23 protein-coding genes, 3 tRNA genes and 1 riboswitch are annotated in these 25,411 nt (G+C 32.0%); of the genes, 24 read left to right on the forward strand and 2 right to left on the reverse strand.

Features of this window, described 5'->3' with window-relative positions; genetic code table 11:
* The first annotated feature begins 7 nt into the window (after positions 1-7).
* The 13 genes from BMZ74_RS00175 to BMZ74_RS00235 all read left to right on the forward strand — a co-directional run bounded on the left by BMZ74_RS00175 (position 8) and on the right by BMZ74_RS00235 (position 14,995).
* Positions 8-307, forward strand: a complete 300-nt coding sequence (locus tag BMZ74_RS00175) for an HU family DNA-binding protein (RefSeq protein ID WP_089857837.1) — start codon at positions 8-10, stop codon at positions 305-307.
* 222 nt (positions 308-529) lie between these two features.
* Positions 530-1,345: a mechanosensitive ion channel family protein gene (locus BMZ74_RS00180; protein ID WP_089857840.1), complete on the forward strand. Its 816-nt coding sequence runs from the start codon at positions 530-532 to the stop codon at positions 1,343-1,345.
* Positions 1,339-2,706 (forward strand): deoxyribodipyrimidine photo-lyase, encoded by a 1,368-nt coding sequence (locus BMZ74_RS00185; protein ID WP_089857844.1) that lies wholly within the window; start codon positions 1,339-1,341, stop codon positions 2,704-2,706. The genes BMZ74_RS00180 and BMZ74_RS00185 overlap by 7 nt, the downstream gene beginning before the upstream one ends.
* A 146-nt stretch (positions 2,707-2,852) precedes the next feature.
* On the forward strand, positions 2,853-3,365 hold the full coding sequence (locus tag BMZ74_RS00190) for a ferritin (protein ID WP_089857848.1): 513 nt from the start codon (positions 2,853-2,855) through the stop codon (positions 3,363-3,365).
* Between the two features lie 100 nt (positions 3,366-3,465).
* The gene (locus BMZ74_RS00195) at positions 3,466-3,777 is read left to right on the forward strand and encodes a hypothetical protein (protein WP_089857851.1); all 312 of its coding nucleotides are present in this window, start codon (positions 3,466-3,468) and stop codon (positions 3,775-3,777) included.
* Positions 3,778-3,784: 7 nt separating this feature from the next.
* A complete protein-coding gene (locus BMZ74_RS00200; protein WP_245750764.1) occupies positions 3,785-4,306 on the forward strand; it encodes a CDP-alcohol phosphatidyltransferase family protein in 522 nt (173 codons plus the stop codon).
* A gap of 99 nt (positions 4,307-4,405) precedes the next feature.
* Positions 4,406-5,722 carry an amidohydrolase gene (locus BMZ74_RS00205; RefSeq protein ID WP_089857856.1) on the forward strand — a complete coding sequence of 439 codons (1,317 nt, stop codon included), beginning with the start codon at positions 4,406-4,408 and terminating at the stop codon, positions 5,720-5,722.
* Positions 5,715-8,549 (forward strand): UPF0182 family membrane protein, encoded by a 2,835-nt coding sequence (locus tag BMZ74_RS00210; RefSeq protein ID WP_089857858.1) that lies wholly within the window; start codon positions 5,715-5,717, stop codon positions 8,547-8,549. The genes BMZ74_RS00205 and BMZ74_RS00210 overlap by 8 nt, the downstream gene beginning before the upstream one ends.
* A 6-nt stretch (positions 8,550-8,555) precedes the next feature.
* Positions 8,556-9,830 carry an EF-P 5-aminopentanol modification-associated protein YfmF gene (gene yfmF / locus BMZ74_RS00215; protein WP_089857861.1) on the forward strand — a complete coding sequence of 425 codons (1,275 nt, stop codon included), beginning with the start codon at positions 8,556-8,558 and terminating at the stop codon, positions 9,828-9,830.
* Positions 9,823-11,115, forward strand: a complete 1,293-nt coding sequence (gene yfmH, locus BMZ74_RS00220; protein WP_245750765.1) for an EF-P 5-aminopentanol modification-associated protein YfmH — start codon at positions 9,823-9,825, stop codon at positions 11,113-11,115. Before yfmF ends, yfmH begins: the two co-directional genes overlap by 8 nt.
* Before the next feature lie 5 nt (positions 11,116-11,120).
* Complete coding sequence (locus tag BMZ74_RS00225) at positions 11,121-12,266, forward strand: MFS transporter (RefSeq protein WP_089857867.1); 1,146 nt, start codon at positions 11,121-11,123, stop codon at positions 12,264-12,266.
* Positions 12,256-13,362 carry a tRNA epoxyqueuosine(34) reductase QueG gene (gene queG, locus BMZ74_RS00230; protein WP_245750767.1) on the forward strand — a complete coding sequence of 369 codons (1,107 nt, stop codon included), beginning with the start codon at positions 12,256-12,258 and terminating at the stop codon, positions 13,360-13,362. Before BMZ74_RS00225 ends, queG begins: the two co-directional genes overlap by 11 nt.
* The gene (locus tag BMZ74_RS00235; protein WP_089857874.1) at positions 13,346-14,995 is read left to right on the forward strand and encodes a nucleoside kinase; all 1,650 of its coding nucleotides are present in this window, start codon (positions 13,346-13,348) and stop codon (positions 14,993-14,995) included. The genes queG and BMZ74_RS00235 overlap by 17 nt, the downstream gene beginning before the upstream one ends.
* Here the strand turns inward: BMZ74_RS00235 and BMZ74_RS00240 are convergent.
* Positions 14,954-15,553, reverse strand: coding sequence for a 5' nucleotidase, NT5C type (locus BMZ74_RS00240; RefSeq protein WP_089857877.1), 600 nt, complete (start codon positions 15,551-15,553; stop codon positions 14,954-14,956). The genes BMZ74_RS00235 and BMZ74_RS00240 overlap by 42 nt on opposite strands.
* A 208-nt stretch (positions 15,554-15,761) precedes the next feature.
* On the opposite strand from BMZ74_RS00240, the gene nth reads away from it, so the two are divergent.
* The 11 genes from nth (at position 15,762) to BMZ74_RS00295 (ending at position 24,268) form a co-directional block, all read left to right on the forward strand.
* Positions 15,762-16,391, forward strand: coding sequence for an endonuclease III (gene nth / locus BMZ74_RS00245; protein ID WP_089858243.1), 630 nt, complete (start codon positions 15,762-15,764; stop codon positions 16,389-16,391).
* Positions 16,392-16,421: 30 nt separating this feature from the next.
* A complete protein-coding gene (locus tag BMZ74_RS00250; RefSeq protein ID WP_089857880.1) occupies positions 16,422-16,850 on the forward strand; it encodes a PPC domain-containing DNA-binding protein in 429 nt (142 codons plus the stop codon).
* Between the two features lie 28 nt (positions 16,851-16,878).
* Entirely contained in the window at positions 16,879-18,198 is a 1,320-nt protein-coding gene (locus BMZ74_RS00255; RefSeq protein ID WP_089857882.1) for a PhoH family protein, read from the forward strand.
* A 17-nt stretch (positions 18,199-18,215) separates the two neighbouring features.
* Complete coding sequence (locus BMZ74_RS00260) at positions 18,216-20,309, forward strand: SpoIID/LytB domain-containing protein (protein ID WP_089857885.1); 2,094 nt, start codon at positions 18,216-18,218, stop codon at positions 20,307-20,309.
* Between the two features lie 52 nt (positions 20,310-20,361).
* Positions 20,362-20,491: riboswitch (FMN riboswitch) on the forward strand.
* A 65-nt stretch (positions 20,492-20,556) separates the two neighbouring features.
* Positions 20,557-21,102, forward strand: a complete 546-nt coding sequence (locus tag BMZ74_RS00265) for an ECF transporter S component (protein WP_089857888.1) — start codon at positions 20,557-20,559, stop codon at positions 21,100-21,102.
* 58 nt (positions 21,103-21,160) lie between these two features.
* Positions 21,161-21,919, forward strand: coding sequence for an MBL fold metallo-hydrolase (locus tag BMZ74_RS00270; RefSeq protein ID WP_089857892.1), 759 nt, complete (start codon positions 21,161-21,163; stop codon positions 21,917-21,919).
* A 98-nt stretch (positions 21,920-22,017) separates the two neighbouring features.
* A complete protein-coding gene (trmL, locus tag BMZ74_RS00275; protein WP_089857895.1) occupies positions 22,018-22,503 on the forward strand; it encodes a tRNA (uridine(34)/cytosine(34)/5-carboxymethylaminomethyluridine(34)-2'-O)-methyltransferase TrmL in 486 nt (161 codons plus the stop codon).
* A gap of 52 nt (positions 22,504-22,555) precedes the next feature.
* Positions 22,556-23,827 carry a LysM peptidoglycan-binding domain-containing protein gene (locus tag BMZ74_RS00280; RefSeq protein ID WP_089857898.1) on the forward strand — a complete coding sequence of 424 codons (1,272 nt, stop codon included), beginning with the start codon at positions 22,556-22,558 and terminating at the stop codon, positions 23,825-23,827.
* A gap of 188 nt (positions 23,828-24,015) precedes the next feature.
* Positions 24,016-24,091: transfer RNA gene (locus BMZ74_RS00285), tRNA-Lys, on the forward strand.
* A 6-nt stretch (positions 24,092-24,097) separates the two neighbouring features.
* A tRNA-Met gene (locus tag BMZ74_RS00290) sits at positions 24,098-24,174 on the forward strand.
* Between the two features lie 18 nt (positions 24,175-24,192).
* A tRNA-Phe gene (locus BMZ74_RS00295) sits at positions 24,193-24,268 on the forward strand.
* A gap of 76 nt (positions 24,269-24,344) precedes the next feature.
* On the opposite strand, the gene BMZ74_RS00300 is transcribed toward BMZ74_RS00295, so the two are convergent.
* Positions 24,345-25,328 carry an ABC transporter substrate-binding protein gene (locus tag BMZ74_RS00300; protein WP_089857902.1) on the reverse strand — a complete coding sequence of 328 codons (984 nt, stop codon included), beginning with the start codon at positions 25,326-25,328 and terminating at the stop codon, positions 24,345-24,347.
* Positions 25,329-25,411: the final 83 nt, after the last annotated feature.

Here is a 25,411-nt window from a genome sequence, read left to right on the forward strand (position 1 = left end):
AATTTTCATGACAAAGAATGAACTTATTGATGCTGTTGCAGAAAAAACAGGTGTCACTAAAAAAGATACAGGTGATGTAATTAATGAGACTATCGAAACAATTATGGCTCACTTAAAAGCAGAGGCCAAAAAAGATGAAGCTAAAAGAGACAATGTTCAGCTAATCGGTTTTGGTACCTTTGAAGTTAAAGATAGAAGTTCAAGAAAAGGCCGTAATCCTCAAACAGGTGAAGAAATTCAGATACCAGCACGTAAAGTGCCTGTCTTTAGAAGTGGTAAATCTTTTAAAGAAACAGTTGATATTTAAATTTTATCCTGTAACATATGTTATTTTGAAGAACTGGTTAATCCCGGTTCTTCTTTTTTTATACCTAAAAAAGCTCGAAATAAAGTTATTTAGCTGCTATTTTAAATATAAATTAAACATACTTAAAAGCAGGAAATAAACTAAAGAGACAGAAATTAATAATTAACTAGCGGTTTAATAGCTAAGATTACTATTAATTAATCTAAATAAGGAGGAAAAAAATTGAATCAAATTACTGAAGGTTTGCAGGCGACTATTGCTAATTATGGAATGAAATTAATCTTATCGTTAATTTTACTAATTATTGGTTTGTGGATTATAAAGTTTATTATAAAGGTATTAGAAAAAAATATTAGAAATAGATTTGAAAAAACTTTAAGTGGTTTTTTGCTTTCGATTACCAGAGCAGCTCTGCTTGTTTTATTGTTTATTTCTACTGCTTCAACTCTGGGTATTGAAGTAGCTTCCTTTGTAGCTGTTTTAGGAGCAGTTGGTTTTGCAGTTGGCTTTGCTCTTCAGGGAAGTTTATCAAATTTTGCCGGTGGAGTTCTCCTGCTTATTTTTCGTCCATTTACAGCTGGTGATGTTATAGAAGTAGCTGGCTATAAGGGGAAAGTACAAGAGATAGAAATTTTATATACTATTTTAACTACTTTTGATAATAAAAAAATATATATTCCAAATAGCAGTATCTCTACTAATAGTATTGTTAATTATTCAGCTATGGAAACAAGAAGAGTGGATTTAACATTTGGTATTGGTTATGATGATGATATTCATCAGGCAAAAGAAGTGTTAAATCAAGTAGTTAAGGAACATCAATTAATTTTAAAGGAGCCCGAGCCTTTGATTAGATTAGCTGAGCATGGTGGAAGTTCCCTGAACTTTGCAGTTAAAGTATGGGTAAAAGGTGAAGACTACTGGACTGTTTACTATGATCTGCATGAAAATGTAAAAGATGCCTTCGACCAGGCAGGAATTGGAATTCCATTTCCACAATTGGACATTCACTTTGATCAAGGAACAAAACTTTGTTAGTTAATAAAAAAAGAATTCATCAGGTTAATCAGGCAGAAGTTAAGCGAAATTCATATGTGGCTTATTGGATGCAGTCTGCTCAGCGCTTAGAATATAATCAGGCACTTGGATTTGCAATTGAAAAAGCTAATCAGTTAAAGCAGCCTTTATTAATATTCTTCTTAGTTGATCTAGATTATCCAGAAGCTGAATTTGGCCATTTTGAATTTATGTTCACAGGCCTAAAAGAGTTACAAAAAAAATTAAAGCAGGCTGATTTTAATTTTTATATATTATCTTATCATAAGCCTGAACAGTTAAAAAAAATTCTGGATGATGCCTCGCTTTTAGTAAGTGAAAAAAGTTATTTGAAAAATTTACAAAGCTGGAAAAAAAGCATTGCTGATTTACTGACAGTTCCTTTTTATCTAATTGAAACTAATTTAATTTGTCCAATAGGTGAAGTTAGTTCTAAAGAAGAATATGCAGCTTATACAATTAGAAAAAAGATCAATGCTGTTAAAGCTGAATTTTTACAAAAATATCAGCTGCCAGAACTCCTTAATAAAACGAAAGTTAAAACAACTGCTTTTAATGATTTAATAATTGCTGATCTTGATCAAATTCTAAGAGAACATGACTGGCATGAGCAAAATAGTTATAGTAAATTTTTTAAAGGTGGATATCAGTCGGCCCGGAGCAGATTGGATAACTTTATTGATAATAAACTGGCAGACTATGCTGAAAAACGTAATCAACCTGAATTGAATTATCAATCTAATTTGAGTCCCTATCTTCATTTTGGGCAGATTTCTGCACTTGAAGTTGCTCTAGCAGCATTAGATTCTAATCATGATGCTGCTGATTTTTTGGAAGAATTAATTGTTAGAAGAGAATTAGCATTTAATTTTGTTTATTACAATCAGAAATATGCTACCAGTCTAAAAGATATTTTACCAGATTGGGCCTATCAAACATTGTTAGATCATAGAAGTGATCAGCGCAGCTATAATTATTCTCTGCAAGAACTAGCTGCTGCTGAAACCCATGATGAATATTGGAATGCTGCTCAGCAAGAACTTTTAATAACTGGTAAGATGCATAATTATCTGAGAATGTATTGGGGAAAGAAAATATTAGAATGGACTTCTGATCCTGAAGCGGCCTATCAGACTGCTTTAAAACTTAATAATACTTATTCCCTAGATGGACGTGATGCAAATAGTTATGCAGGTGTAGCCTGGTGTTTTGGCAAACATGATCGAGCCTGGCAGGAAAGAGAGATATTTGGTAAAGTAAGATATATGAATTCAAATGGTCTGGAACGTAAATTTGATATGCAGGCTTATTTTGATAAAATTAATAGCTTTAGAGAGCGCTAAGTCAGTTAATTCGGCTTAATAAACTGACTAGGAAGTGCATTTTTTAGATTTAACTTGTTAATTTTAATGCAGGATATTAGCTCTAATTGTTGAATAATTAATAAAGAAAGGGATAAATTTTAACAATTCACAGGAGGTAGATAGTTATGTTGAATGAAAAACTTGAAGAAGCGCTAAATGAACAGATAAATGCAGAACTTTACTCAGCTTATTTATATCAAGCAATGGGTGCTTATTTTGCTAATAAAGGTCTGGCAGGATTTGCTACCTGGATGGATCTGCAGACAGATGAAGAAATGACTCATGCCCGTAAAATTTATGATTATGTTAATGAAAGAGGTGGCAGAGTTATTTTAGAAGCTATCGATAAGCCAAAATCTGACTGGGAATCTAACCTGGAAGTATTTGAAGAGGCTCTAGCTCATGAAGAAAAAATAACTGCTAAAATAAATGACTTAGTAACTTTAGCCAATGAAGAGCAGGATTATGCTACTAATTCCTTTTTACAGTGGTTTGTGGATGAACAAGTTGAAGAAGAAGATTCTGTAGGGGATGTAGTTGATAAGCTGCGTATGGTAGGCGAATCAACTCAGGGAATTTTTATGATGGACGAAAAATTAGGTTCTAGAACAGCTGCTGCTGATACAACAGCTGAGTAGTCTAGTCTATTTAATAAAAGTTTAAAGATATGCCAAAAAAGTGCATATCTTTAAACTATTTAACTTTTTAGATTTTCTAACTAAAGGAGGCTTGCTGGTAATGGGTTTACTGGCTACACTTAAAAATATTTTTATGGGCTCTAATAATAATGGCGGTAATTTAATTACTATTTATGTTAAAGATAATAAATGTGGTAATAAAATGAAATTGTTATTTAGAAAAAGTTATGATATTCAAAAAGTTTATGAAGATGAACGTGATGCTGCTTTTGAAATAAAAAAAGTAATTGTATGTGATAATTGTTATAATAAGCTGCAGCTTGAGCTTGAATTTGATCGTAAATATAATATAATTAAACAAAAATTAGAAAATGGTGAAATTATCACTGAAGAAGAATATCAAGAAATTTAGTCCTGGAGTGATTAATTTGTTTACTATCCCGAACTATATAACATTTTTAAGAATTATTTTAATTCCTTTTTATTTATTTTTTTTCACTCAGGGAGATATTTTTACTGCAGCTGTTTTATTTTCTATTTCAGCTTTGACTGATTTTCTGGATGGCTTTATTGCACGTAAATATAAATTACAGTCTAGTTTTGGCAAACTGCTTGATCCTCTAGCAGATAAATTGACAATTGTTAGTATTTTATTTGTTTTAATTCATTTAAAACTTATTTCAGGAGCAATTGCTTATATAATTTTGGCCCGCGAACTTTTTATTTTATTTTCGGGAATTATTACTTATATTTTTGGACTTAATTTTATCAACCCTACTTTAATCGGTAAACTATCAATTGCTTTATTATATCTAGCTATTTCATTACGGGTATTAAGGGTAGATTATTTTGGTGATGCTTTTTTCTATCTGGTTATTCCAGTAACTATTATTTCAGCTATTGATTATTCGTTTAAAGCCTATAAGAAAATTTTTAAGTAGTTATAATCTATTTAGTTAAATTATTTTTAAATGATTTAAATTAAATTTAGAGATTATTTTTGAAATTTTATTTAATGTCCGGCAGAAAGGATGTTAGTTTTGAAAACTTTAATTAAAAATATTGCTGAACTATATACTGGTCAGCAGGCTGAATCACAAAAAAGTCAATTTATACTTATTGATGACAATTATATAGAAAAGATTGCTCCAATGGCAGAATTAACTTTAGCAGATGAGTATGATCGGGTTATCGATGCAGCTGGGAAAATGGTTCTGCCCGGTTTAATTAATACCCATACCCATTCTGCAATGACTTTATTAAGGGGCTATGCTGATGATATGCCGCTTGATAGTTGGCTGCAGGATAAAATATGGCCATTTGAAAGTGAAGTTAGTGCAGATGATATTTATTGGGGAACTGCTCTGGCAGCAATTGAAATGATTAAAACAGGAACTACTACTTTTTCTGATATGTACTTTGCTATGCCGCAAGTTGCAGAATTAGTAGCAGATAGTGGTATGAGAGCTGTTTTAGCAGAAGGGTTAATTGAAGCAAATGACGGCCAGGCCGGTCTGGAAAAAGCACTTGAGTTTGCCTGTGAGTATAATAATACTGCTGAGGGAAGAATAACAACTATGCTTGCTCCCCATGCTCCTTATACCTGCAGTGAAGAATATTTAGCTCAAATAACTGATCTGGCTGCAGCAAATGATCTAGCTGTACATATTCATATTTCAGAAAGTAAAAAAGAGTTAGCTAACTTTCAAAAAGATCAGCAGCGATCCCCGATTAAATTTTTAGCTGATATTAATTTTTTTAAAAATCATGTAGTAGCTGCTCATTGTGTTCATTTAGCTCCAGGTGATCTGGAAATTTTCCGCAAGAATAAAGTCAATGTATCACATAATCCGATGAGCAATGCCAAATTGGCTAATGGAATTGCTCCAGTCGTAGATTATTTAAAAAATGAAATTAATGTTGGTCTGGGAACCGATGGTGTATCTAGTAATAATTCATTGGATTTAATTAAAGAAGCTAGAATGGCTGCTTATCTGCAAAAAATTAAATATTCAGATCCAACTGTGTTGCCGACTGACCAGTTGCTAGCAATGCTAACTCAGCATGGTGCCCGGGCTTTAAATTTAAATAATGTTGGGGAACTAGCGGCAGGGAAATTGGCTGATCTAATTATAATTAATATTGATCAAACAAGTTTTTCAATTCCACGTCATAATAATTTATCTAATCTGTTTTATGCTGCTGATAGCCAGGTTATAGAATCAGTTATGATAAATGGCAGATTAGTTTTAGATTCTGGAGAATTAAAAACACTCGATCAAGAAAAAATATTTTATGAAGTTGAAAAAAGAGCATTTAAAATAGCAGATAAATTGAAAGGGGTTTCGAATGAGTAAAACAATTAAACTTTTGCTTTCAATTTTAGGTATAGCAATTGTTGGATTTTCTATTTTAATATTGGCAGGAACTAATATTTACACAGATTGGTCCTGGTTTCAAGAGCTTGGACTTACCAAAACATTTACTATCATGTTCATTTCTAATTTTATTCTCAGGTTAATTATTGGAGTAGTTTTTGCTGCTTTAATTTATTTAAATCTTCATTTTACTAAAAAACCAATTTTAAACTTTATTAACATTAATTCTGATAACCGTGTAGAAAGTTTATTTGGTGATGAAAAAAGCCAGATTTTTAACTGGTTAAATAAGAAAAGATTGAACTTGATTTATCTTGCCAGCAGTTTGATTTTTGGTTTTTTGTTTAGCTCAGTTTCTAATGACAGTTGGAAGATGGTACTTAAATTTATCCACCGAACTCCTTTTAATAAAGTTGATCCTATTTTTAATCATGATATTGCTTTTTATGTTTTCACTCTGCCATTTTTAAGCTTTGTTAGAGAAATGCTGATGGTAATTGTAGTACTTGCTTTAATCATCGTTGGAGCAATTTATATTATGTTTACAGGTGTTCGCTCTATAAATGAATTTTCAGTTAAATTAAGCAGTAGAGCTAAAAAACATATGGCAGTTTTAGTATTTGCATTTCTTTTATTAAAAGCCTGGGATTATCGCCTAAAAATGTATAATATTTTATTTTCTCCAACGGGAGTAGTTTTTGGAGCAGGATATACTGATGTCCATGCTAATTTATTGGGATATAAAATTTTATTTGGAGTTGTTCTTTTTGTTGCACTAGCAGTTCTTTATAGCCTGTTTAAACGTAATTATAAGCCACTTGTCTGGGGGATTTCTGCCTGGATAGTCCTGGTTATTATTTTTACAGGTGTTTATCCAGCTTACATTCAAAAGTTTAGTGTTGAACCAAATGAAATAAATCGTGAAAAACAATATATCAAAAATAATATTAATTTAACTCAACAGGCATATAAATTAGATAATGTAGAAACAAGAGATTTTGAAATTTCAAATGATAGATTAAGTTATAATGATTTAATGGAATATAAAACTGTAGTTGATAATGTTAGACTCTGGGATTATCGACCTTTACAGCAAACCTATTCTCAGTTGCAGGCACTTAGACAATATTATACTTTTCCTGATATAGATGTTGATCGTTACCAATTAGGAGATAGTTATACTCAAGTTATGTTAGGAGCAAGAGAACTTGATCAATCTGCTCTGGCCCAGCAGGCTCAGACCTGGGTTAATAAAACTTTAAAATATACTCATGGGCTGGGAATAACTATGAGTCCAACTGGCAAAATTAAAGAAAATGGCCAGCCAGAGTTTATTGTTCAGGATATTCCGCCTCGGGTTAATAATGACAATTTACAGCTGGCTAATAATTCAATTTACTATGGAGAAAAAACTAATAATTATGTAATTGTTAACACTGCTGAAACTGAATTCCATTATCCAATGGGATCAGAAAATATTTATACTCAGTATGAGGGTACAGGTGGAGTAAAGATGAATAATTTATTAAAAAAGATTATTTACTCACTGCACTTTAATACTACTAAGATTTTGCTTTCAGATGATATTAATAATGAAAGTAGAATTATGTATAATCGTAATATTCATCGCCGGGTTAGAAAAGCAGCTCCATTCTTAAAATATGATAGTGATCCTTATATGATTACTGCTCAGGGAAAGTTATATTGGATTTATGATGCTTATACAACTACTAATCTTTATCCATACTCACAACCATATAATGGTCGTGATAATTATCTGCGCAATTCTATTAAAGTAGTAGTTGATGCCTATAACGGAACAATGGATTATTATATAGTTGATCAGAATGATCCAATTGCAGTTACTTACAGCAAAATTTTTACTGATTTATTTAAACCGTTTACTGAAATGCCAGCAGCAATTAAGGCTCATTTACGTTATCCTCAAGACTTATTTAAAATTCAAGCACAGATTTATAGTACCTATCATATGCAGGATCCAGTAGTTTATTACAATAGAGAAGATGTCTGGAATATTCCAACTGAAAATTATCAGGGATCAACTATTGAAATGGAACCTTATTATATTATTAATAATCTTCCTGATGAAGAAAAGGCAGAATTTATTTTAATGACTCCTTTTACTCCGGCTAATAGAAATAATATGGTAGCCTGGATGGCAGCTCGTAATGATGGAGAACATTATGGAGAATTATTTACTTATCAATTCTCTAAAGATCAGCTTGTTTATGGTCCTAATCAGATTGAATCAAGAATTGATCAGGAATCAAAAATATCACAGCTTTTATCACTCTGGAGTCAGCGTGGTTCCCGGGTAATTAGAGGTAATTTGCTGGTTATTCCAATTAAAAATAGTGTTATTTATGTAGAACCAATCTTTTTACAGGCAGAAACAGGTGGAATTCCTGAACTAAGAAGAGTTATCGTAGCTTATAAAAGTGATATTGTAATGAGAGATAATTTAGCAGAAGCTCTGCAGGCGATGTTTCAAGAAGAAGCAGAACAAGCTGTGCCAGAATTGGATAATCAAAATTTAAATCAAGATAGCAGCCAGGATAGTATTTTAGGAGAATTATCAGAACAACAATCTCAAGAAAATAGTTCAGCTGCTGAAGCAGAATCTTCTGCGCTGGATAATCTAGCTCAAAGTGAATTGATAAATCGAGCTAGTCAAACTTATCAGCGGGCACAACAGGCTTTACAAAACGGTGATTTTAGCATCTATGGTAGATTAATTACAGAATTAGGCGATATTTTAGACCAATTAACAAAGACAGGGGAGTAATTTTTGATGAATGAACAGCAGTTTAGTAATATTGATGGTCGTTTTAATTTACACTATTTAGCAACTGATAAATTTAAGACAAATTTAGTTCAGATCTATTTCATGCTGCCTCTACGAACTGAAAAAGAGGCAGCAATGAATGCTCTGATACCTGCTATTTTAAGAAGAGGTTCAGAAAACTATCCCGACAATCAGTTAATTAAAACAGAGCTAGAAAATTTATATGGTTCAGCAATTAACTTTAATATTTTAAAAAGAGGAGAAAATCAGCTGTTAAGATTTTCTCTAGAAATGGTAAATGAAAAATTTCTAAGTCATCGTAGTGATTTGACTAAAAAAGCTTTTCAATTGTTAAATGATTTAATTTTCCGTCCAGTTCTAGAGAATAATAAGTTTAAGCAGAAATATTTTGAGCAGGAAAAAGAAGTATTAAAAAATAATATTGAAGCCCTTATCAATGATAAATATAGTTATACCATTGAAAATTGTATAAAAAAAATGTGCAGCCGGGAAAAATATGGGATTTATAAGCTTGGTTCTATAGAAGAACTGGCTAAAATTGAAAACGAAGAACTTTTCGCTCATTATAAAAAAATTATTAAGCAGGCAAAAATGTCATTATTTTTAGTCGGTAATTTTAAACGCAAATTTATTGATGATATTTTTGAACAAAGTCTTCTACCTGCTAGTAGTGAAATTGTTGATGATAATACAGAATTACTTTATCGAGAAAAAGAAGCAGAATATTATCAAACCGAGTTAAAATTAAATCAAGCTCGTTTATCTATGGGGTATAGAACTGGAATAACTAGAAATTCAACTGCTTATTATGCTTTGTTGGTTTTCAATAGTTTATTAGGTGGTTCAACCCATTCAAAACTTTTTCAGGAAGTTAGAGAAAAAAGAAGTTTAGCTTATTATGTAAGTTCTTCTATTGAAACTACCAAAGGTTTACTGTTTATTAATAGTGGTATTAATTCAGCTAACAGTAAAAAAGTAGAAAACTTAACTCAAGAACAGCTAGCAAAAATAGCAGCTGGTGATTTTAGTGAAGAAGAATTTAGTCGATCTAAAAAAAGCATTATTAATAGTCTGAAACAGGATCTTGATAGCAATAAGGCACTGGCAGCTCATTTTCTGCTTAGTTTAATTAATAATAAAGAAGAGTCGATTAATGCGACTATTAAACAGGTAGAACAGATTAAAAGAAGTGATTTAATTAAAGTAGCAAAAAAATTAAGACTTGATACAATATATTTATTAAAAGGTAAGGATGATTAATTTGGAGACTATCTATAATCAGAATATGGATGAAACATTAGTTAAGGCACAGTTAGATAATGGCTTAAATGTCTATATTTTTACCAAGCCAGATTATGTTAAACAATATGCAATGTTATCAGTAAATTTTGGCTCAAATGATTTTGAATTTATTGATGTTAAAAATGGTCGTAAAAGATTAATGCCGCTGGGAGTTGCTCATTTTCTGGAACATCAGTTGTTTGAAGATAAGGAAACCAGTATTTTTGACAAATTTGCTGATTTAGGTGCTTCGGCAAATGCTTATACAAATTTTGATAGTACTAATTATCTTTTTTCCAGTACCAGTAATTTTGAAGAATCTTTAATTAATCTAATTGAATTTGTACAGGAACCATATTTTAGTGATGAAAATGTAGAAAAAGAAAAAGGAATTATTATTCAAGAGATTAAGATGTATCAAGATAATCCTTACTGGAGATCATATTTTAATCTCTTATCTGCTTTATATATTAATCATCCTGTTAAAAATGATATTGCAGGAACTGAAGCTAGTGTAAATGCAATTACACCAGAAGACTTATATATTTGCTATTATAATTTTTATTTACCTTCTAATATGGATTTGATTTTAATCGGTGATCTGGAAGCTGAAAAAATAATTAGTTTACTGAAAGATCATCAGGCATCTAAACATTTTCCTGAATTTAAAAATCCAGTTAGAATTAGAAAAGATGAGCCAGCAGCTGTTGCTAAAAAAATAGTTAAAGAAGAAATGGATATTTCTCGACCAATGGTTCAGATTGCTTTTAAAGATCCAGCTGTAAGTGAATTGCCTGCCGAAACTATTCGCAGAGAATATCTAATTAATATTTTACTTGATATAATTTTTGGTCGAAGCAGTAAAAATTATAATCAACTTTATGATCAAGGTATAATTGATAATAGCTTTTCTTGCTCTTATCATAAGAAACCTGATTATGCTTATGTCCATTTATATGGAGAAAGTAATAAGCCTGATTTAATGCGAGAAAAAGTAAAACAAAAACTGGTGAATATTGATCAGGCAGAAATAGAAGCCAATTTTGAAAGGATTAAACGCAAATATCAAGGAAGTTTTATTAGATTATTTAATAATTTTGATCATCTGGCAGCTGAATTTATTGAGTATCGTCGGCTGGGAATAGATATTTTTGATCTGGCAGAAATAATAAATAATATTTCCTTAACAGATTTACTCAGCTACTCGGATAAAATATTTAATAAAGATCTGATGGTTGAATCAATTATTCTTAATAAGGACTGATTCTTTTGACCTTTAAACTATATAACTTCATTTTTTATATCTCGATGGCTGCTTATGGGTATTTCAATATATTTTTTAGGGAAGCTGGTCTGGATTCTTTTCAAATAGGACTGGTTAATTCTATACCGAGAGTATTTGCTTTACTCTTATTACCAATCTGGGGTTTTTTAACTGATTATTTTCAGGAAAATAAAAAAGTGTTAGCTATTACAATTACTGGAAGTTTTCTTACTGTTATAGCCTTTCCGTTTGCAGCTTCAATGAAGTTATTAATGGTTTTAATGTTTTCTTATACCCTTTTTCAAAATCCAATTATTCCACTTTCAGATAGTCTGCTGCTTGATCATCTTGGTGATAGAGCCTATCTTTATGGTAAATATCGACTCTGGGGTTCAGCAGGATATATGACTTTTGTTTCTTTAATTGGGCTTTTTCTGGAAAAGACTGAACCAGCTAATTTATTTTATATTTATGCAGTAGTTTTATTATTAACTTTAATTTTACTTAAATTCTTGCCGCAAGGAGAAAGAAAAATTAAAGTTATTGCAACTTCAGACTTTAAAAAGATATTTCAAAAAAAGTCACTACTATTTTTCCTCTGTTTTGTTTTTATATTGCAGAGTTCAATGAATGCTAATTATGGCTATTTCCCCCTTTATATAGTTGACCATGGTGGTGGAGAATTTTTATTAGGGATTGCTTTAACTATAGCTTCCGCTAGTGAATTAGCAGCATTTTTCTTTTCTGATAAAATAATCAATAGTAATAAATTCAGTCGATTGACTTTATTAATTAGTTTTGCTTTTACTTGTCGCTGGCTATTGCTTGCTTTTTTTCCGCATCGAATAATTATTTTACTAGCTCAAGCTTTACATAGTCTAACTTTTGGTCTCTTTTTTGCAGTAGGTGTAAATTATGTCAACAAAATTAGTGGTGAAAAATTTAGAGCAACTGGTCAGAATATTTATGCTGCTGTTTTTACTGGTATGAGTGCAATTTTTGGTAATCTAATTGGTGGTAAACTTTATCAAATGTTAGGAGGAGAAAGAATGTATTTTTTACTGGCGATTGCTACTATCTTAACTGGTTTAATTTATAGTTTTTATTTATCATTAGAGGAGAGGGAATTAAAAAGAATTGTTGAAAAATAAAATCATTAAAAATGTTGCCTATCAAAATGGGTTAGATATTTGTAGAATTACAGATGGAAATGAATTAATAGCAGCCAGAGAAAAGTTACAGGCCAGAGCTGAGACTGAATATTGGCCTCAACCACTTGCAAATCAGAATATTACTGAGCTTACAACTCCTTCACTTTTCCTGACTAATTTAAAGTCAATTATTGTGCTGGGAGTTAATTATTATAATCAGGGAGTTTTTAATCAAAAATTATCTTCTTATATTACAGCAGTAGATTATCATAATTATTTACAAAACAAATTAGAAAAATTAGTTGAACAGTTAAAGCTAAAATTTAACTTCGATTTTAGCTATAAAATATTTGTTGATACAGCACCTTTTTTAGAAAGAGAAGTTGCTCGTAAAGCTGGAGTGGGTTTTATAGGCAAAAATACAATGTTAATTAATCCCCAATATGGATCTTACCTTTTTTTAGCAGAAATTTTGACTGATTTAGAAATTGAAATAGATTATCCCCTGACGAATAATTGCGGCAGCTGTCAGATTTGTCTTAATAATTGTGAGGGAGGCGCTTTAAAAGAAGAATATTTACTGGCCGGAAAAGATTGTATCTCTTATTTAACTCAAAAAAAAGGAATGTTAACTGAAGCAGCAAGAAAAAAAATTGGTACTCATTTTTGGGGGTGTGATATTTGCCAGCAAAAGTGTCCTTATAATCAGCAGCTTAGTTATAACAAGCAGGCAGAATTACAATTTTTTGCTAAAGATTTAAGTTATTTTTTAGAGTTAGAACGAAATAATTTACCAGCAGAATTAGAGAAAACTGCTCTTAGCTGGCGGGGAGCTAGAATTTTGCAGCGTAATGCATTGATTGTGGCAGCTAATTTGCAAGAAGAAAAATATTTTGAGCTTATTCGCAAATACTTAACGGATAATTCACCAATTATTCGCTGTTATGCTGTCTGGGCTTTAAGCAAACTAGATTATGCTAGATCAGTAGATTTACTTCAGAAGCAATTAGTAAAGGAAAATGATAGGCTGGTAAAAAAGGAAATAAAAGCAATTTTATTTAATGGAGGAGACAGAATAAATGAATATTCTAATTGATCAGGAAGAATTAAAAATTATCGAAAAAAGTACGATTGAAGAGATAATTGCTGCCAGTAGTATTGAAAATAAAAAAGATGTAATGGCGGTCATTATAGATAATCAAGTTTATGATTTAAGTGAGGAAATTGATGAAGATGCAGTTATTAAGACTATCCAGATCAAATCTGAACCAGGAAATAGAATCTATCGCCGCAGTCTCTTTTTAGTAATGGCTAAAGCTGTATATGAACTTTTTCCAGAAACAACTTTAAGAATAGAAATTTCGATTAGTAATGGAATTTATTGTGAGCTGGTTAATAAAAAAAGTCTCAGTCAGCTTGATCTGGTTAAGATTAAGAAAAGAATGCAGGAAATAATTGCTGCAGATTTAAAAATTGTTAAGCATAAATTTAAACGGGCTGAAGCTAAAGCAATTATTAATTCCCAAAATTGTTGTTTTCGGTCTGATTTAATTGATGAGCAGGATAAAGATTATTATACTCTTTATGAACTAGATGGCTATTATGATTATTTTTATTATAATATGGTGCCAGCAACCTCATATTTAAAAGAGTTTGAGCTTCACTTAAGAATTCCAGGATTTGTCCTTTTAGTACCTAAATTTTTTGGCAATAAAAAATTACCCAAATTTATTGAGCAGCCAAAACTGGCTAATGTTTTTCTTGATTATGAACGATTTGGCGAAATAATTGGAGTTAATAATGTTTCTGATTTGAATAAAGTAGTTAGAGAAAAAAAGCAGGGAGAATTAATTAGAATTGCTGAAGCATTACATGAAAAGAAAATAGCCCAGATTGCTGATCAAATCAAGGGAGGAATGCCCAGAAATAAAATAATTTTAATTGCAGGACCATCTTCTTCTGGTAAAACAACTTTTACTCATCGTCTTGCAACTCAGCTTAAAATTAATGATCTGCGTCCAATTCAAATTTCTACTGATAATTATTTTGTTAACCGGGAAGATACACCTCTAGATGGAGATGGTGAGCCAGATTTTGAATCTATTGAAGCAATTAATCTGGATTTATTTAATGAACATTTATTAAATTTAATTCAGGGGGAAGAAGTTGAACTTGTTAAATTTAATTTTGCTCAGGGAAAAAGAGAAAAAACCGGTAAGACTCTGCAGTTAGAAGAAGATCAACCTATTTTAATTGAGGGAATTCATGGACTTAACAATCATTTAACAGAAACTATCCCACATAACTTAAAATTTAAAATTTATATTAGTGCTTTGACTCAGCTAAATATTGATTGCCATAATAGGATTCCTACTACAGATACCAGATTAATTAGAAGAATTGTTAGAGATAATCAATATCGAAATTTGCCAGCAGCTACTACTTTAGATATGTGGACGGGGGTTAGAAGAGGAGAAGAAAAAAACATTTTTCCTTATCAGGAAAATGCAGATGTAATGTTTAATTCAGCTCTTGTCTATGAACTGTCTGTTTTAAAAAATTATGTAGAACCATTGCTAAAACAAATTGATAGAACAAATAAAAACTATTATCAGGCACAGCGTTTACTGGAAATCCTCAGCAACTTTAGAGCTATACCTGATAATGAAGTACCTTTTACTTCAATTTTAAGAGAGTTTACCGGACATAGTGTATTCCGCGAGGAATAATTCTATCTGTTTGGTTATTTCCGACCAGTTATTAACTCTTTTAATTTTAGCTGTTGTTTTAAAATCAAAGTTATGATATTGGTTAACCAGCAGGACTGGAATTCCTGCTGCTGCCAGGCTAAGAGCATTTTCTTTATTATCATCAATAAATAAGTCTATATTTTTAGTGAGAGCTAAAGGAGCTTTGTCATGTTCATGATAAAGCTCATGATAAGGAATTTTATTTTCTGCTAGCCAATTTTCAGTTAAGTGACGAAACTTTTTATCACGAGCTGTAATTAAAATTAGTTTATGGCCTTGCTCTTTTAGATTTAATAAAGTAGAAGCAGCCTCTGCAGCAGGAACTGCATTTTTATAAACATCAGGTAACTTTTTTTCTATAAATCCAATTAATTCATCTTCAGTTAGTCCAAAAGCCTGCTGTAGATTATAAGTGAATTCCTGAAGTTCTACCTTACGATCTAAATAACTGCTTATATTTTTCTGCCAGACGCTGTCTGTATGTGGACCTTCGTCTGTTAAAACACCATCAATATCTATACCAAGATTTAATTTCATTTTAACACCTCACATTTTATAATAAACTGAATTGCTGACTTAAAATTTAAAGTGTTCCAAGCCAGCTTTTAGCTAATAGTATCATTTTTTTGAAATTAAGTCCAGAATTTAGCTCTGAGTAAATCTACCCTTTATTTTTTGATTGATATCAAGTAAAATAAAATTAAGCATTATTTAATTGGGAGGTTTTCACTTGTCAACCAAGAAAATGTCAAAAGAGGATAAAGTATCAGCCTTGCTTAAACTTTTTGCTGAATATTATCCTAATCCAAAAACATCATTAAATTTTAAAACACCATTTGAATTATTAATTGCAACTATTTTATCGGCTCAGACGACTGATATTCAGGTTAATAAAGTAACAGCTGAATTATTTAAGAAATATAATACACCAGCTGCTATTTTAAAATTAAGTCAATCTGAATTAGAAGAAAAAATTAATAGTATCGGTCTTTATCATAACAAAGCTAAATATATTTTAAAGACTTGTCAGATTTTGCTTGATCAATTTGAAGGACAGGTACCTGAAACAAGAAAAGATCTATTAAAACTATCTGGGGTTGGCAGAAAAACAGCCAATGTTGTTCTGGCTAATGCTTTTTTTAAAGCTGCCTTTCCTGTTGACACCCATGTTTTTAGAGTTTCAGCTCGTCTGGGCTTGAGTAGTGGAAAAAATGTCAGTAAAACTGAGCAGGAATTAACTGAAATATTGCCTCGTGATTGCTGGATCGATTTTCATCACTGGTTGATTGAACACGGGCGAGCAATCTGTAAAGCTCAGAATCCTGATTGTGAAAATTGTTTTGCTAGTTATCTTTGTGATTATTTTCAAGCTTAAAAATTATTCAGAAAGAAGGCAGGAATAAAAATGGCTAAAAAATTAACGAAGTATGACGTAAAGAATACTTATTTGTTAAGACTGGATAAAGGTGACGATCTGTTGGAGACTTTAACTGAAATTGTAAGAGAAAATGAAATCAAATTAGCTACAATTAGTGGCTTAGGTGCAGTTTCTAAAATTGTTTTTGGCTATTATGATCAAGTTGATTGGGAATATAATTTTATAGAAAGAGAAGGTCAATTTGAAATTTTAAGTTTAAATGGTAATGTTTCATTAAAAGATGGTAAACCAATGATTCATGCTCATATTATGTTAGCTGATGATACTGGTGATGCTTTTGGTGGCCATCTTGCTGAAGGAACCAAGGTTTTTGCTTCTGAAATTGAAATTCAGGAACTTACTGAAGCAGATAAAGTTAGAAAATATGATGAAGATACAGGCTTAACACTCTGGTAAAAAATAAGCTTTATAGGAGGCAATAGAGTTGAAAAAAATATTTGTTCTAGATACAAATGTACTCTTAAATAATCCTTATGCTATTTACACTTTTGAAGATAATGAGGTAATAATCCCACTGGCCGTTCTGGAAGAAATTGACAGCTTAAAAACTAAAAATTCTGATCTTGGTTTTAATGCCCGGGAAACATCACGAATTTTAGAAGAAGTTAGAACTCAAGGCAATCTTCACGATGGGGTTAAGCTTGAGAATGGTGGAATTATAAAGATATTTATTAATGGTAAATTGCGTTTACCTGAAGGTCTTAGTTCCAGTAAAATGGATAATAGAATAGTTTCAACTGCTCTTCATATCAAAGATGAAAATCCAGCTAAAGAAGTCATTATGATTTCAGATGATATTAATTTACGATTGATCTGTGATGCCTATGAACTTAAAGCTGAAGAGCATAATTCTACCCGCTTAAAAGAAGAAGATATTTATTCTGGATTCAAAGAACAATTTTTACCAGCTGAATTAATTGATTTATTTTATCAGAATGATCATTTAACTGCTGCTGATTTAGCAGATTCAAAATTAGATTTTGAACAATTATATGTTAATGAGTTTTTACAGTTAACAGCATCAGATCAGAATAAAAAAACAGCTTTAGCTCGTTATGATGGCAAAGAACTTGTTAAGCTGCGTTATAATGAACAGCAGCCGGCTAAAATTAGAGCTCTTAATCGAGAACAGCAATTTGCTTTTGAGCTTTTACTTGATGATGAAATAAAATTGGTTACAATTTCTGGCCAGGCTGGAACAGGTAAAACCTTAATTGCTCTGGCTGCTGGGTTAAATAAAGTTGTTGATCAGGGTAATTATTCTAAACTTTTAGTTGCGCGCCCGATAATTCCAATGGGCAAAGAATTAGGATTTTTGCCCGGTGATTTAGAAGAAAAAATGGCTCCCTGGATGCAGCCCATTTTTGATAATCTTGATTTTATTGTACATCGTAATAAGGACAGTAGATTTGCTTATCAAAATCTACTTAATTCAGAATTAATTCAAATTGAAGCTCTGACTTATATTCGGGGACGTTCGATTCCAGATCAATTTATTGTTATTGATGAAGCTCAAAATCTTTCTTTACACGAAGTTAAAACTATTGTTACTAGAGCTGGGGAAGGAACTAAGCTGATTTTTACTGGTGATCCTAATCAAATTGATAATCCTTATTTAAATTTGCATAAAAATGGACTAAATTATCTGGCACATAAATTTCATGAACAGAAAATTGCCGGTCATATCACTTTAAAAGAAGGAGAAAGATCGGAGCTTGCAGAAGTTGCAAGTCAACTGCTTTAGATCAGGAGTTGTATTAGATGAAAAAATTTTTTCGAGTAATTATACTGGCAGCATTATTATTAGGTTTAATGCTGCCAGTATTTGACCATTATTTAGTAGAAAATAAATCGACTGAAATCTCTGTTGCTCAAGAAAGTAAGACGAGAAATATTCAGGAATTATTTAAATTAGCCAGAGAATCTTTTTATCAAGCTAATTATCAATCAGCAGAAAATTATTATCTGGAAATTATTAAGCTGGCACCATTCAATTTAGAAAGCAGAAGAAATTTAGCTGCTTTATATACAGATAATAACCAGCTTGCTGCTAAAAGTGAGATATTAGTCAAAACTGCGATTTTAAGTGCTGATCAAAATGATTATCTTGCTCTGGCTGTTAATCTTTATAATCTGCACAAATACAGGAGTTCTAACTATATACTCCAGAATTTAGTTAGCGCTGAGTTGAGGCAGCCAGAAAATTTATTTCAGCGTTATTATTATTTAGTAAAAAACAGCTTAAAATTGGGACAATTTAATCTGGCAGAAGAGTATTTGATGAAGATTACTAATTTAAAATCAAATCAGGCTCAAGTATATTTATTAAGTGCTGAGCTAAATCAGGCTCAGGCAAATTATTTGCAGGCTTTTAATGATTATCAGAGTTCTTATCAGAAAAATCGAACTCAGACTTTTTTATTTAAAGATATGGCTTTAATGTTAGAAAAAGCTGGCCAGGAGATAAAAGCTTATAATTATTGGCAAAAAACCCTTGCTTATGGCTGGTTTGAAGAACTTGCATATCAAAAAATTAATTTTTATCAGCAAAAGCATCCAGAACTAAAGCCAGAACCAGCCTCTCAAACAGAGCCGGATCAGATTAATCCGTTTACTTTGACAGCTGATTGGCAAAAAATAGAGGAGCTTGATACAGTAGAGAATAATAAAAAATTGAGAATTGGGTTGCAGGAAAAGAATCAACATTTATTATTTCAATATGCTGATTCGTTTGCTATTATTAAAGCAGGTAAAATAATTTTCCGTGGTCAAGCAAAGAAAAATTATTTGCTGCAGCTAGAATCAAACCGGCTTATGATAAGAAGTTCTACCCAAAAAATTTATTTAGGTGCAGCTGATGCTGAATATGAATTTAATAGCACAAGTAATCTTCCTTCATTTTATGTTTTTAATATAAAGTATGGTCAGGGCTATTTCTGGCAGGGAAGTGCCGATCGACAATATCGGGGAGAGATGATTATTCATGGCACAGGTCAAGATTTCACCTTAATTAATCAAGTTGGTCTGGCTTCCTATTTGATTTCTGTTGTTCCTTCTGAAATCTATGCTAGTTGGCCAGTAGAGGCCTTAAAAGCACAAACTATTGCTGCACGCAGTTATACTCTAAGTAATCTAGATAGGCATAGTAAAGCAGGGTATGATCTTTGTTCCAGTGTCCACTGTGCTGCTTATAATGGTGTTGGCAGTGAAAATAATAAAACTACGCAAGCAGTACTGGCTACTGCAGAGGAAGCTGCTTATTTTGACAATAAAATTATCGAAGCTGTATTTAGCAGTAATAGTGGTGGTTTTACTGAAAGAAGTGATCAAATTTGGACAGCTGATCTCTTTTATCTTAGAGGGGCTAATCAGATGAAAACAGATGATTATGAATTCCCACTTCCTCCCGGCAAGCTTTATAATTGGATATTCCTCAGTGCTCCTTCTTATTCTAAAGATTATGGTCAAAATAATTACCGTTGGCAGGTTACAATTCCAGCTTCAGTAATTAGTTATCAAAGTGAATTGGGGAAAATAACTAGAGTTGAGGTGCTTGCAAGAGCACAAGGAGGTACAATAACTTCTCTGCGCCTGGTAGGAGAAAAAGGTAAAAAAGAATATAATAGTTCCCGAATCAGAAGAGTTTTAGGTGGTCTTAAAAGCAGTCGTTTTACTTTTAGCAGTAGTTATGATGAAAATGGATTTTTAGAAGAACTTTATATTTATGGTAGTGGTTGGGGCCATAATTTAGGAATGGATCAATCTGCAGCAGCAGGAATGGCAGCTGATAATTGGAACTATCGTGATATAATAGAGCATTTTTATCCAGGAGTAATAATTAAAGACTATAACTAAAAAACTTGCTTTTTTAGTTATGATTATTTATAATATAATTAACAAACTAATAGATTATCTTCAGGGTATGGTGAGTTATCAAGTTTGATAATAAATCCAGACCGGTGGTAAAAGTCCACGAGCTCAAGCTGAACTGGTGTAATTCCAGTACCGACGGTAAAGTCCGGATAAAGAAGATCGTAAATTAAAGGCCCTGTTCAACAGGGCCTTTTTTTATACCCTGTAAATTCAAAAAAGGAGAGTTAAAATGGATACACGAAAAATTACTAATATTGCAGTTTTAGCGGCTATTGCTCTAATTTTAATGATTTTAATTCAAATTCAATTTGCTTTTTTAACCTATGAACCAGGCGATATTCCAATTTTAATTATTGCTTTTTTATATGGACCGGCTGCTGCAATTGGAGCAAGCTTTATTCTATCATTTTTAATGGCAATTTTTACTGGCCTGGGAGGTCCATTTGGTGCTTTTATGCATTTTCTAGCTACAGGTGTTTTTACTGGCTTAGCTGGTTATTTTTATCACAAAAATCACAGTAAAATTGGGGCAGCAAAAGGATTAATTATTGGGTCGTTGGCGATGACAATTATTATGGTTATTGCTAATTTATTATTGGATCCTATTTTTTATGGAATTCCCCGGGCTCAGGTAATGAACTTTTTGTTTCCAGTTATAATCCCTTTTAATTTAACTAAAGGCTTGTTGAATTCTGCAATTACAGTTTTAGTTTATAAAAAATTGGCTAATTTTTTACGAGCAAAATCATTAATTAGCTCCCAGAAGACTATTTAAATATGTTTGACAAAACACCTCTCCTGAGATAAAATTTTGAATGAAGGGAGAGGTTTTCTTGCAGATTACATTTTTGGGGACAGGAACTTCACATGGGATTCCTGTAATCGCCTGTGATTGTAGTACTTGTCGGTCAAATAATCCAAAAAATAAAAGAAATAGAACTTCTATTTATGTTGAAACAGCAGGCTATCATATTTTAATTGATACACCTCCCGAAATGAGACTGGAACTGCTTAAAAATAATATAAAAGAAGTTGATCTCATTTTAATGACACATGCTCATGCAGACCATTTAATGGGATTTGATGATATTAGAGCTTTAAACTGGTATCAGGGTAAAGAGATGCCCGTTTATGCAAATAGTGATACAATTTCACATATTAAAAGAGTATTTCCTTATATTTTTGCTAAAAATAATCCAGGTGGGGGCGTTCCGCAGGTTATTCTAAGGGAGAGCAAATCTAAAATAAAGTTAGCTAATCTTACTATAACGCCGATTCCAATTTATCATGGTAATAATTTAATTTTAGGATATCGAATTGGAAAATTTGCTTATCTTACTGACTGCAGTAAGATTCCGGCTGCTTCTTATCCATTATTGGATGGGGTAGAGTATGCTGCAGTTGATGCACTTCGTTATCGAGAGCATCCTACTCATATGAACGTTGAGCAGGCTGTAAATTTAATTAAAAAATTACAGCTTAAACACGGCTATTTAACTCATCTTTCTCATCGTTTAGAGCATGAGAGACTTAGTAATTCTTTACCTGACAATATTTCAGTAGCTTATGATAATCTAGTCATAAATATATAGTCTAATTAAATTAATTCTAGTAAGTTAGACTAAATAAAAGTAATTATTTTTAAAAATATGTTGGACGATAAAATCTAAAATTAGTAAAGGTGATTTGATTGAATATTGTACTTGTTGAACCAGAAATACCGCAAAATACAGGCAATATTGCTCGAACCTGTGCTGTAACTGATTCTAGTTTACATTTAGTGAGACCACTTGGCTTTTCTACTTCTGATAAATATTTAAAAAGAGCTGGCTTGGATTATTGGGATAAACTTGATATTTATTATTATGATAATTTGGATGATTTCTTTAGGAAAAATGAAGGTGCTAATTTTTTCTATTCTACAACTAAGGGAGCCAATACTTACTCTGATTTTGAATATCAGCCAGATGACTTTTTTCTCTTTGGTAAAGAAACTGCAGGTTTGCCCGAAGAGTTATTAGCAGATAACTTAAAAAAATGTATTAGAATTCCAATGAAGGAAAGTTTACGCTCTTTAAATCTGGCAAATTCAGTTGCTATTGTAGTTTATGAAGCTCTCCGACAAAATAATTTTCTGAATTTGAATGAAAAAGGTAATTTAACAAAGGAATTTTAACTTTAATCTTGAATTATATATATTAGAACAAGATATAGAAAGGAGGGGAGATATGGAGAAAAAGCACCACCTGGGAATATTTATTCTTGTAATTACACTTCTTTTGACAATGCTTACTCCAAGTGCTCTAGCTTTTCAGGTTAAGTTACATGATCGGGGTCACAATGTTATTGAAGTCCAGAAATATCTGGCTGGTCTGGGTTATCGTGTTTCAGCAGACGGAATTTTTGGCAAAGAAACTGAAGATATGATTAAAGATTTTCAACAGCAAAATAAGCTGAAAGTTGATGGCATTGTTGGAGAAACTACTTTTCAACTAATGAAAAAATTGATTTCTGAAAAAGTGTCTTATGAATTATACATAGTTGATAAAGGAGATACTCTGTCAGGAATTGCGAAAAGCAGAGGCATAAGTGTCAGGGCAATTAAAAACTTTAATCATTTAGGATCAAGCAGAATTAGAGTTGGTCAGGATCTCAAAATTCCCCGGCAAGAATCTGCTCAAAATGTTAAAACTTCTTCTCCAGAAGTTACTAAAGTAGAGAAGATTTATTATAAAGTTAAAATTGGAGATACTCTTTCTGGAATAGCTGCTAAAAGAAATTTACCGGTTGAAGAAATTATGAATGCAAATCAGATGAGTTCTGATTTTATTAAAGCTGGTCAGGAAATTGTGCTGCCAATTACTAATTTCAAAGAAAAAGCAGTTAGCAGTAAAAATTCTGCTTCTGGCAGCAAGCAGAGTAATAAAGCCAGTGATAAAAAAGAAAAAGTAGTTTATCAGGTGCGTAGAGGCGATGCTTTGAGTACTATTGCCAGAATGTATGGAACTGATGTTGATACAATTAGAAGAAATAATAATATTCAGGGTGATAAAATATTTGCTGGTGATAAATTAATTATTACAAATTACAGCAGAGGACCATTTAGTCTGCAAAAAAATTCTTTAAGTTGGCCTGTACGTGGAAGAATAACTTCACCTTTTGGTTGGAGAAAGCATCCAATAAAAAATAAAAGACTTTTTCATAATGGTATTGATATTGCTGTCCCTAAGGGTACATCTGTTACAGCAGCAGCGGCTGGTAAAGTTACCTATAGTGGCTGGATGAATGGCTTTGGTTATACTGTAATTATTGATCATGGCCAGGGTATCGAAACTCTTTATGGACATAATTCTCGTGTACTGGTTAAAAAAGGAGTTACAGTACAGCGTGGTCAAAAAGTGGCTCTTTCTGGTAGTACTGGTTTAAGTACTGGCCCACATCTTCATTTTGGTGTGTTAAAAAATGAAAAACCACTTAATCCCATGAATTTTTTACCATAGTTTTAAACATATTTATTTTAAATTAGTCTGTAAAAAAATTGAATAGACTAGTTATTTTAGTAGAAAGAATTAATTTAGTTAATAAATATGATTTAATTAAGAGTAGATTGAGAAATCTACTCTTTTTTTATTATTTTCCTTGACAAAGTGTTGAATTGTTGATATTATAGAAAACGTCGCAAGGAAATGGGCCATTAGCTCAGGTGGTAGAGCACCTGACTTTTAATCAGGTTGTCGGAGGTTCGAATCCTCCATGGCTCACCATTTTAACGCGGGGTAGAGCAGTCCGGTAGCTCGTCAGGCTCATAACCTGGAGGTCATCGGTTCGAATCCGGTCCCCGCAACCATTTTTAATTTACATATTAGGTGGGATAGCTCAGTCGGTAGAGCAGAGGATTGAAAATCCTCGTGTCGACAGTTCGATTCTGTCTCCCACCACCACTAAAGGAATTAAGCCAGGCAGTAGCCTGGCTTTTTTTATTTTTCTTCCACTGGTTATTTAATTGTTAAATTATTTTTAATTAAAGATTTGGTCAGCTTCGTTTAGGATATTGGCTGGTATTGCTAAACCAATTTTTTCAGCAGTTTTTTGATTGAGATATAGTTTAAGATCCTGGGAGGATTGAATAGCCATTCCAGATGGATCTTTTCCTTTGAGTACTTCAACTGCCATACGAGCTGTTTGACGACCTAATTGATAATAATCTATGCCCAGAGTAGCTATTGCCCCCTGTTCCACTGAGTTATTCTCAGAGGAAAAAACCGGTATTTTTTTAGCAGATGCAATTTGCAAAACTGTTGGCATAGCTGAGACAATAATATTATCTGTTGGGACATAAATTGCAGCAACTTTGTCTACTAGAGAAGCCGCTGCTAAGCTTACCTCGCTGCTGTTGCTAACAGTAGCTTCTACTAGATTAATTCCCATTTTTTTAGTTTTTGCTTTGACTAAATCAATCTGAACTACTGAATTTACTTCACCTGAATTATACAATACTCCTAGATTTTTTATATCTGGTAAGATTTCTTTGATTAACTCTAATTGTTTAGCAACTGGATTCATATCAGTTGTTCCTGAAACATTGCGGCCTGGTTCTTCCAGACTGGCTGCTAAACCAGCGGCAACTGGATCTGTTACAGCTGTAATTAAGATTGGCGTATTTTTAATTATATTAGCAGCAGTTTGAGCAGATGGAGTTGCAATGGCAAGAACTAAATCAGGTTGACTTTGCTTTATTTTTTGAGCAATAGTTTGAGCTGTAGCAAAATCTGCCTGTGCATTCTGAAAGTCGATTGTTAAATTTTCTCCCTTTTTATAACCTAGTTGAGCTAACTGATCAATAAAGCCTTGCCGTGCTTTATCAAGTGAAGGATGCTCTACAAATTGTGAGATTGCAATTTCATAATCAGCAGCTTTTCCCACCCCACTTAAGATTAAAATAATTAATAAACACCCTGTAATAAAAATAGCTAAGCTAGTGCTAGTTAAACTTTTTTTCATTTAATCCTTCTCCCTTCTTTTTGAAGCCTAAATTAATTTTAATTAATTATATAATCAATTGCTTTTAGCTGTCAATTACTTGA

The organism is Halanaerobium salsuginis, assembly GCF_900114545.1.
In the GTDB taxonomy this organism is placed as follows: Bacteria; Bacillota; Halanaerobiia; order Halanaerobiales; family Halanaerobiaceae; genus Halanaerobium; species Halanaerobium salsuginis.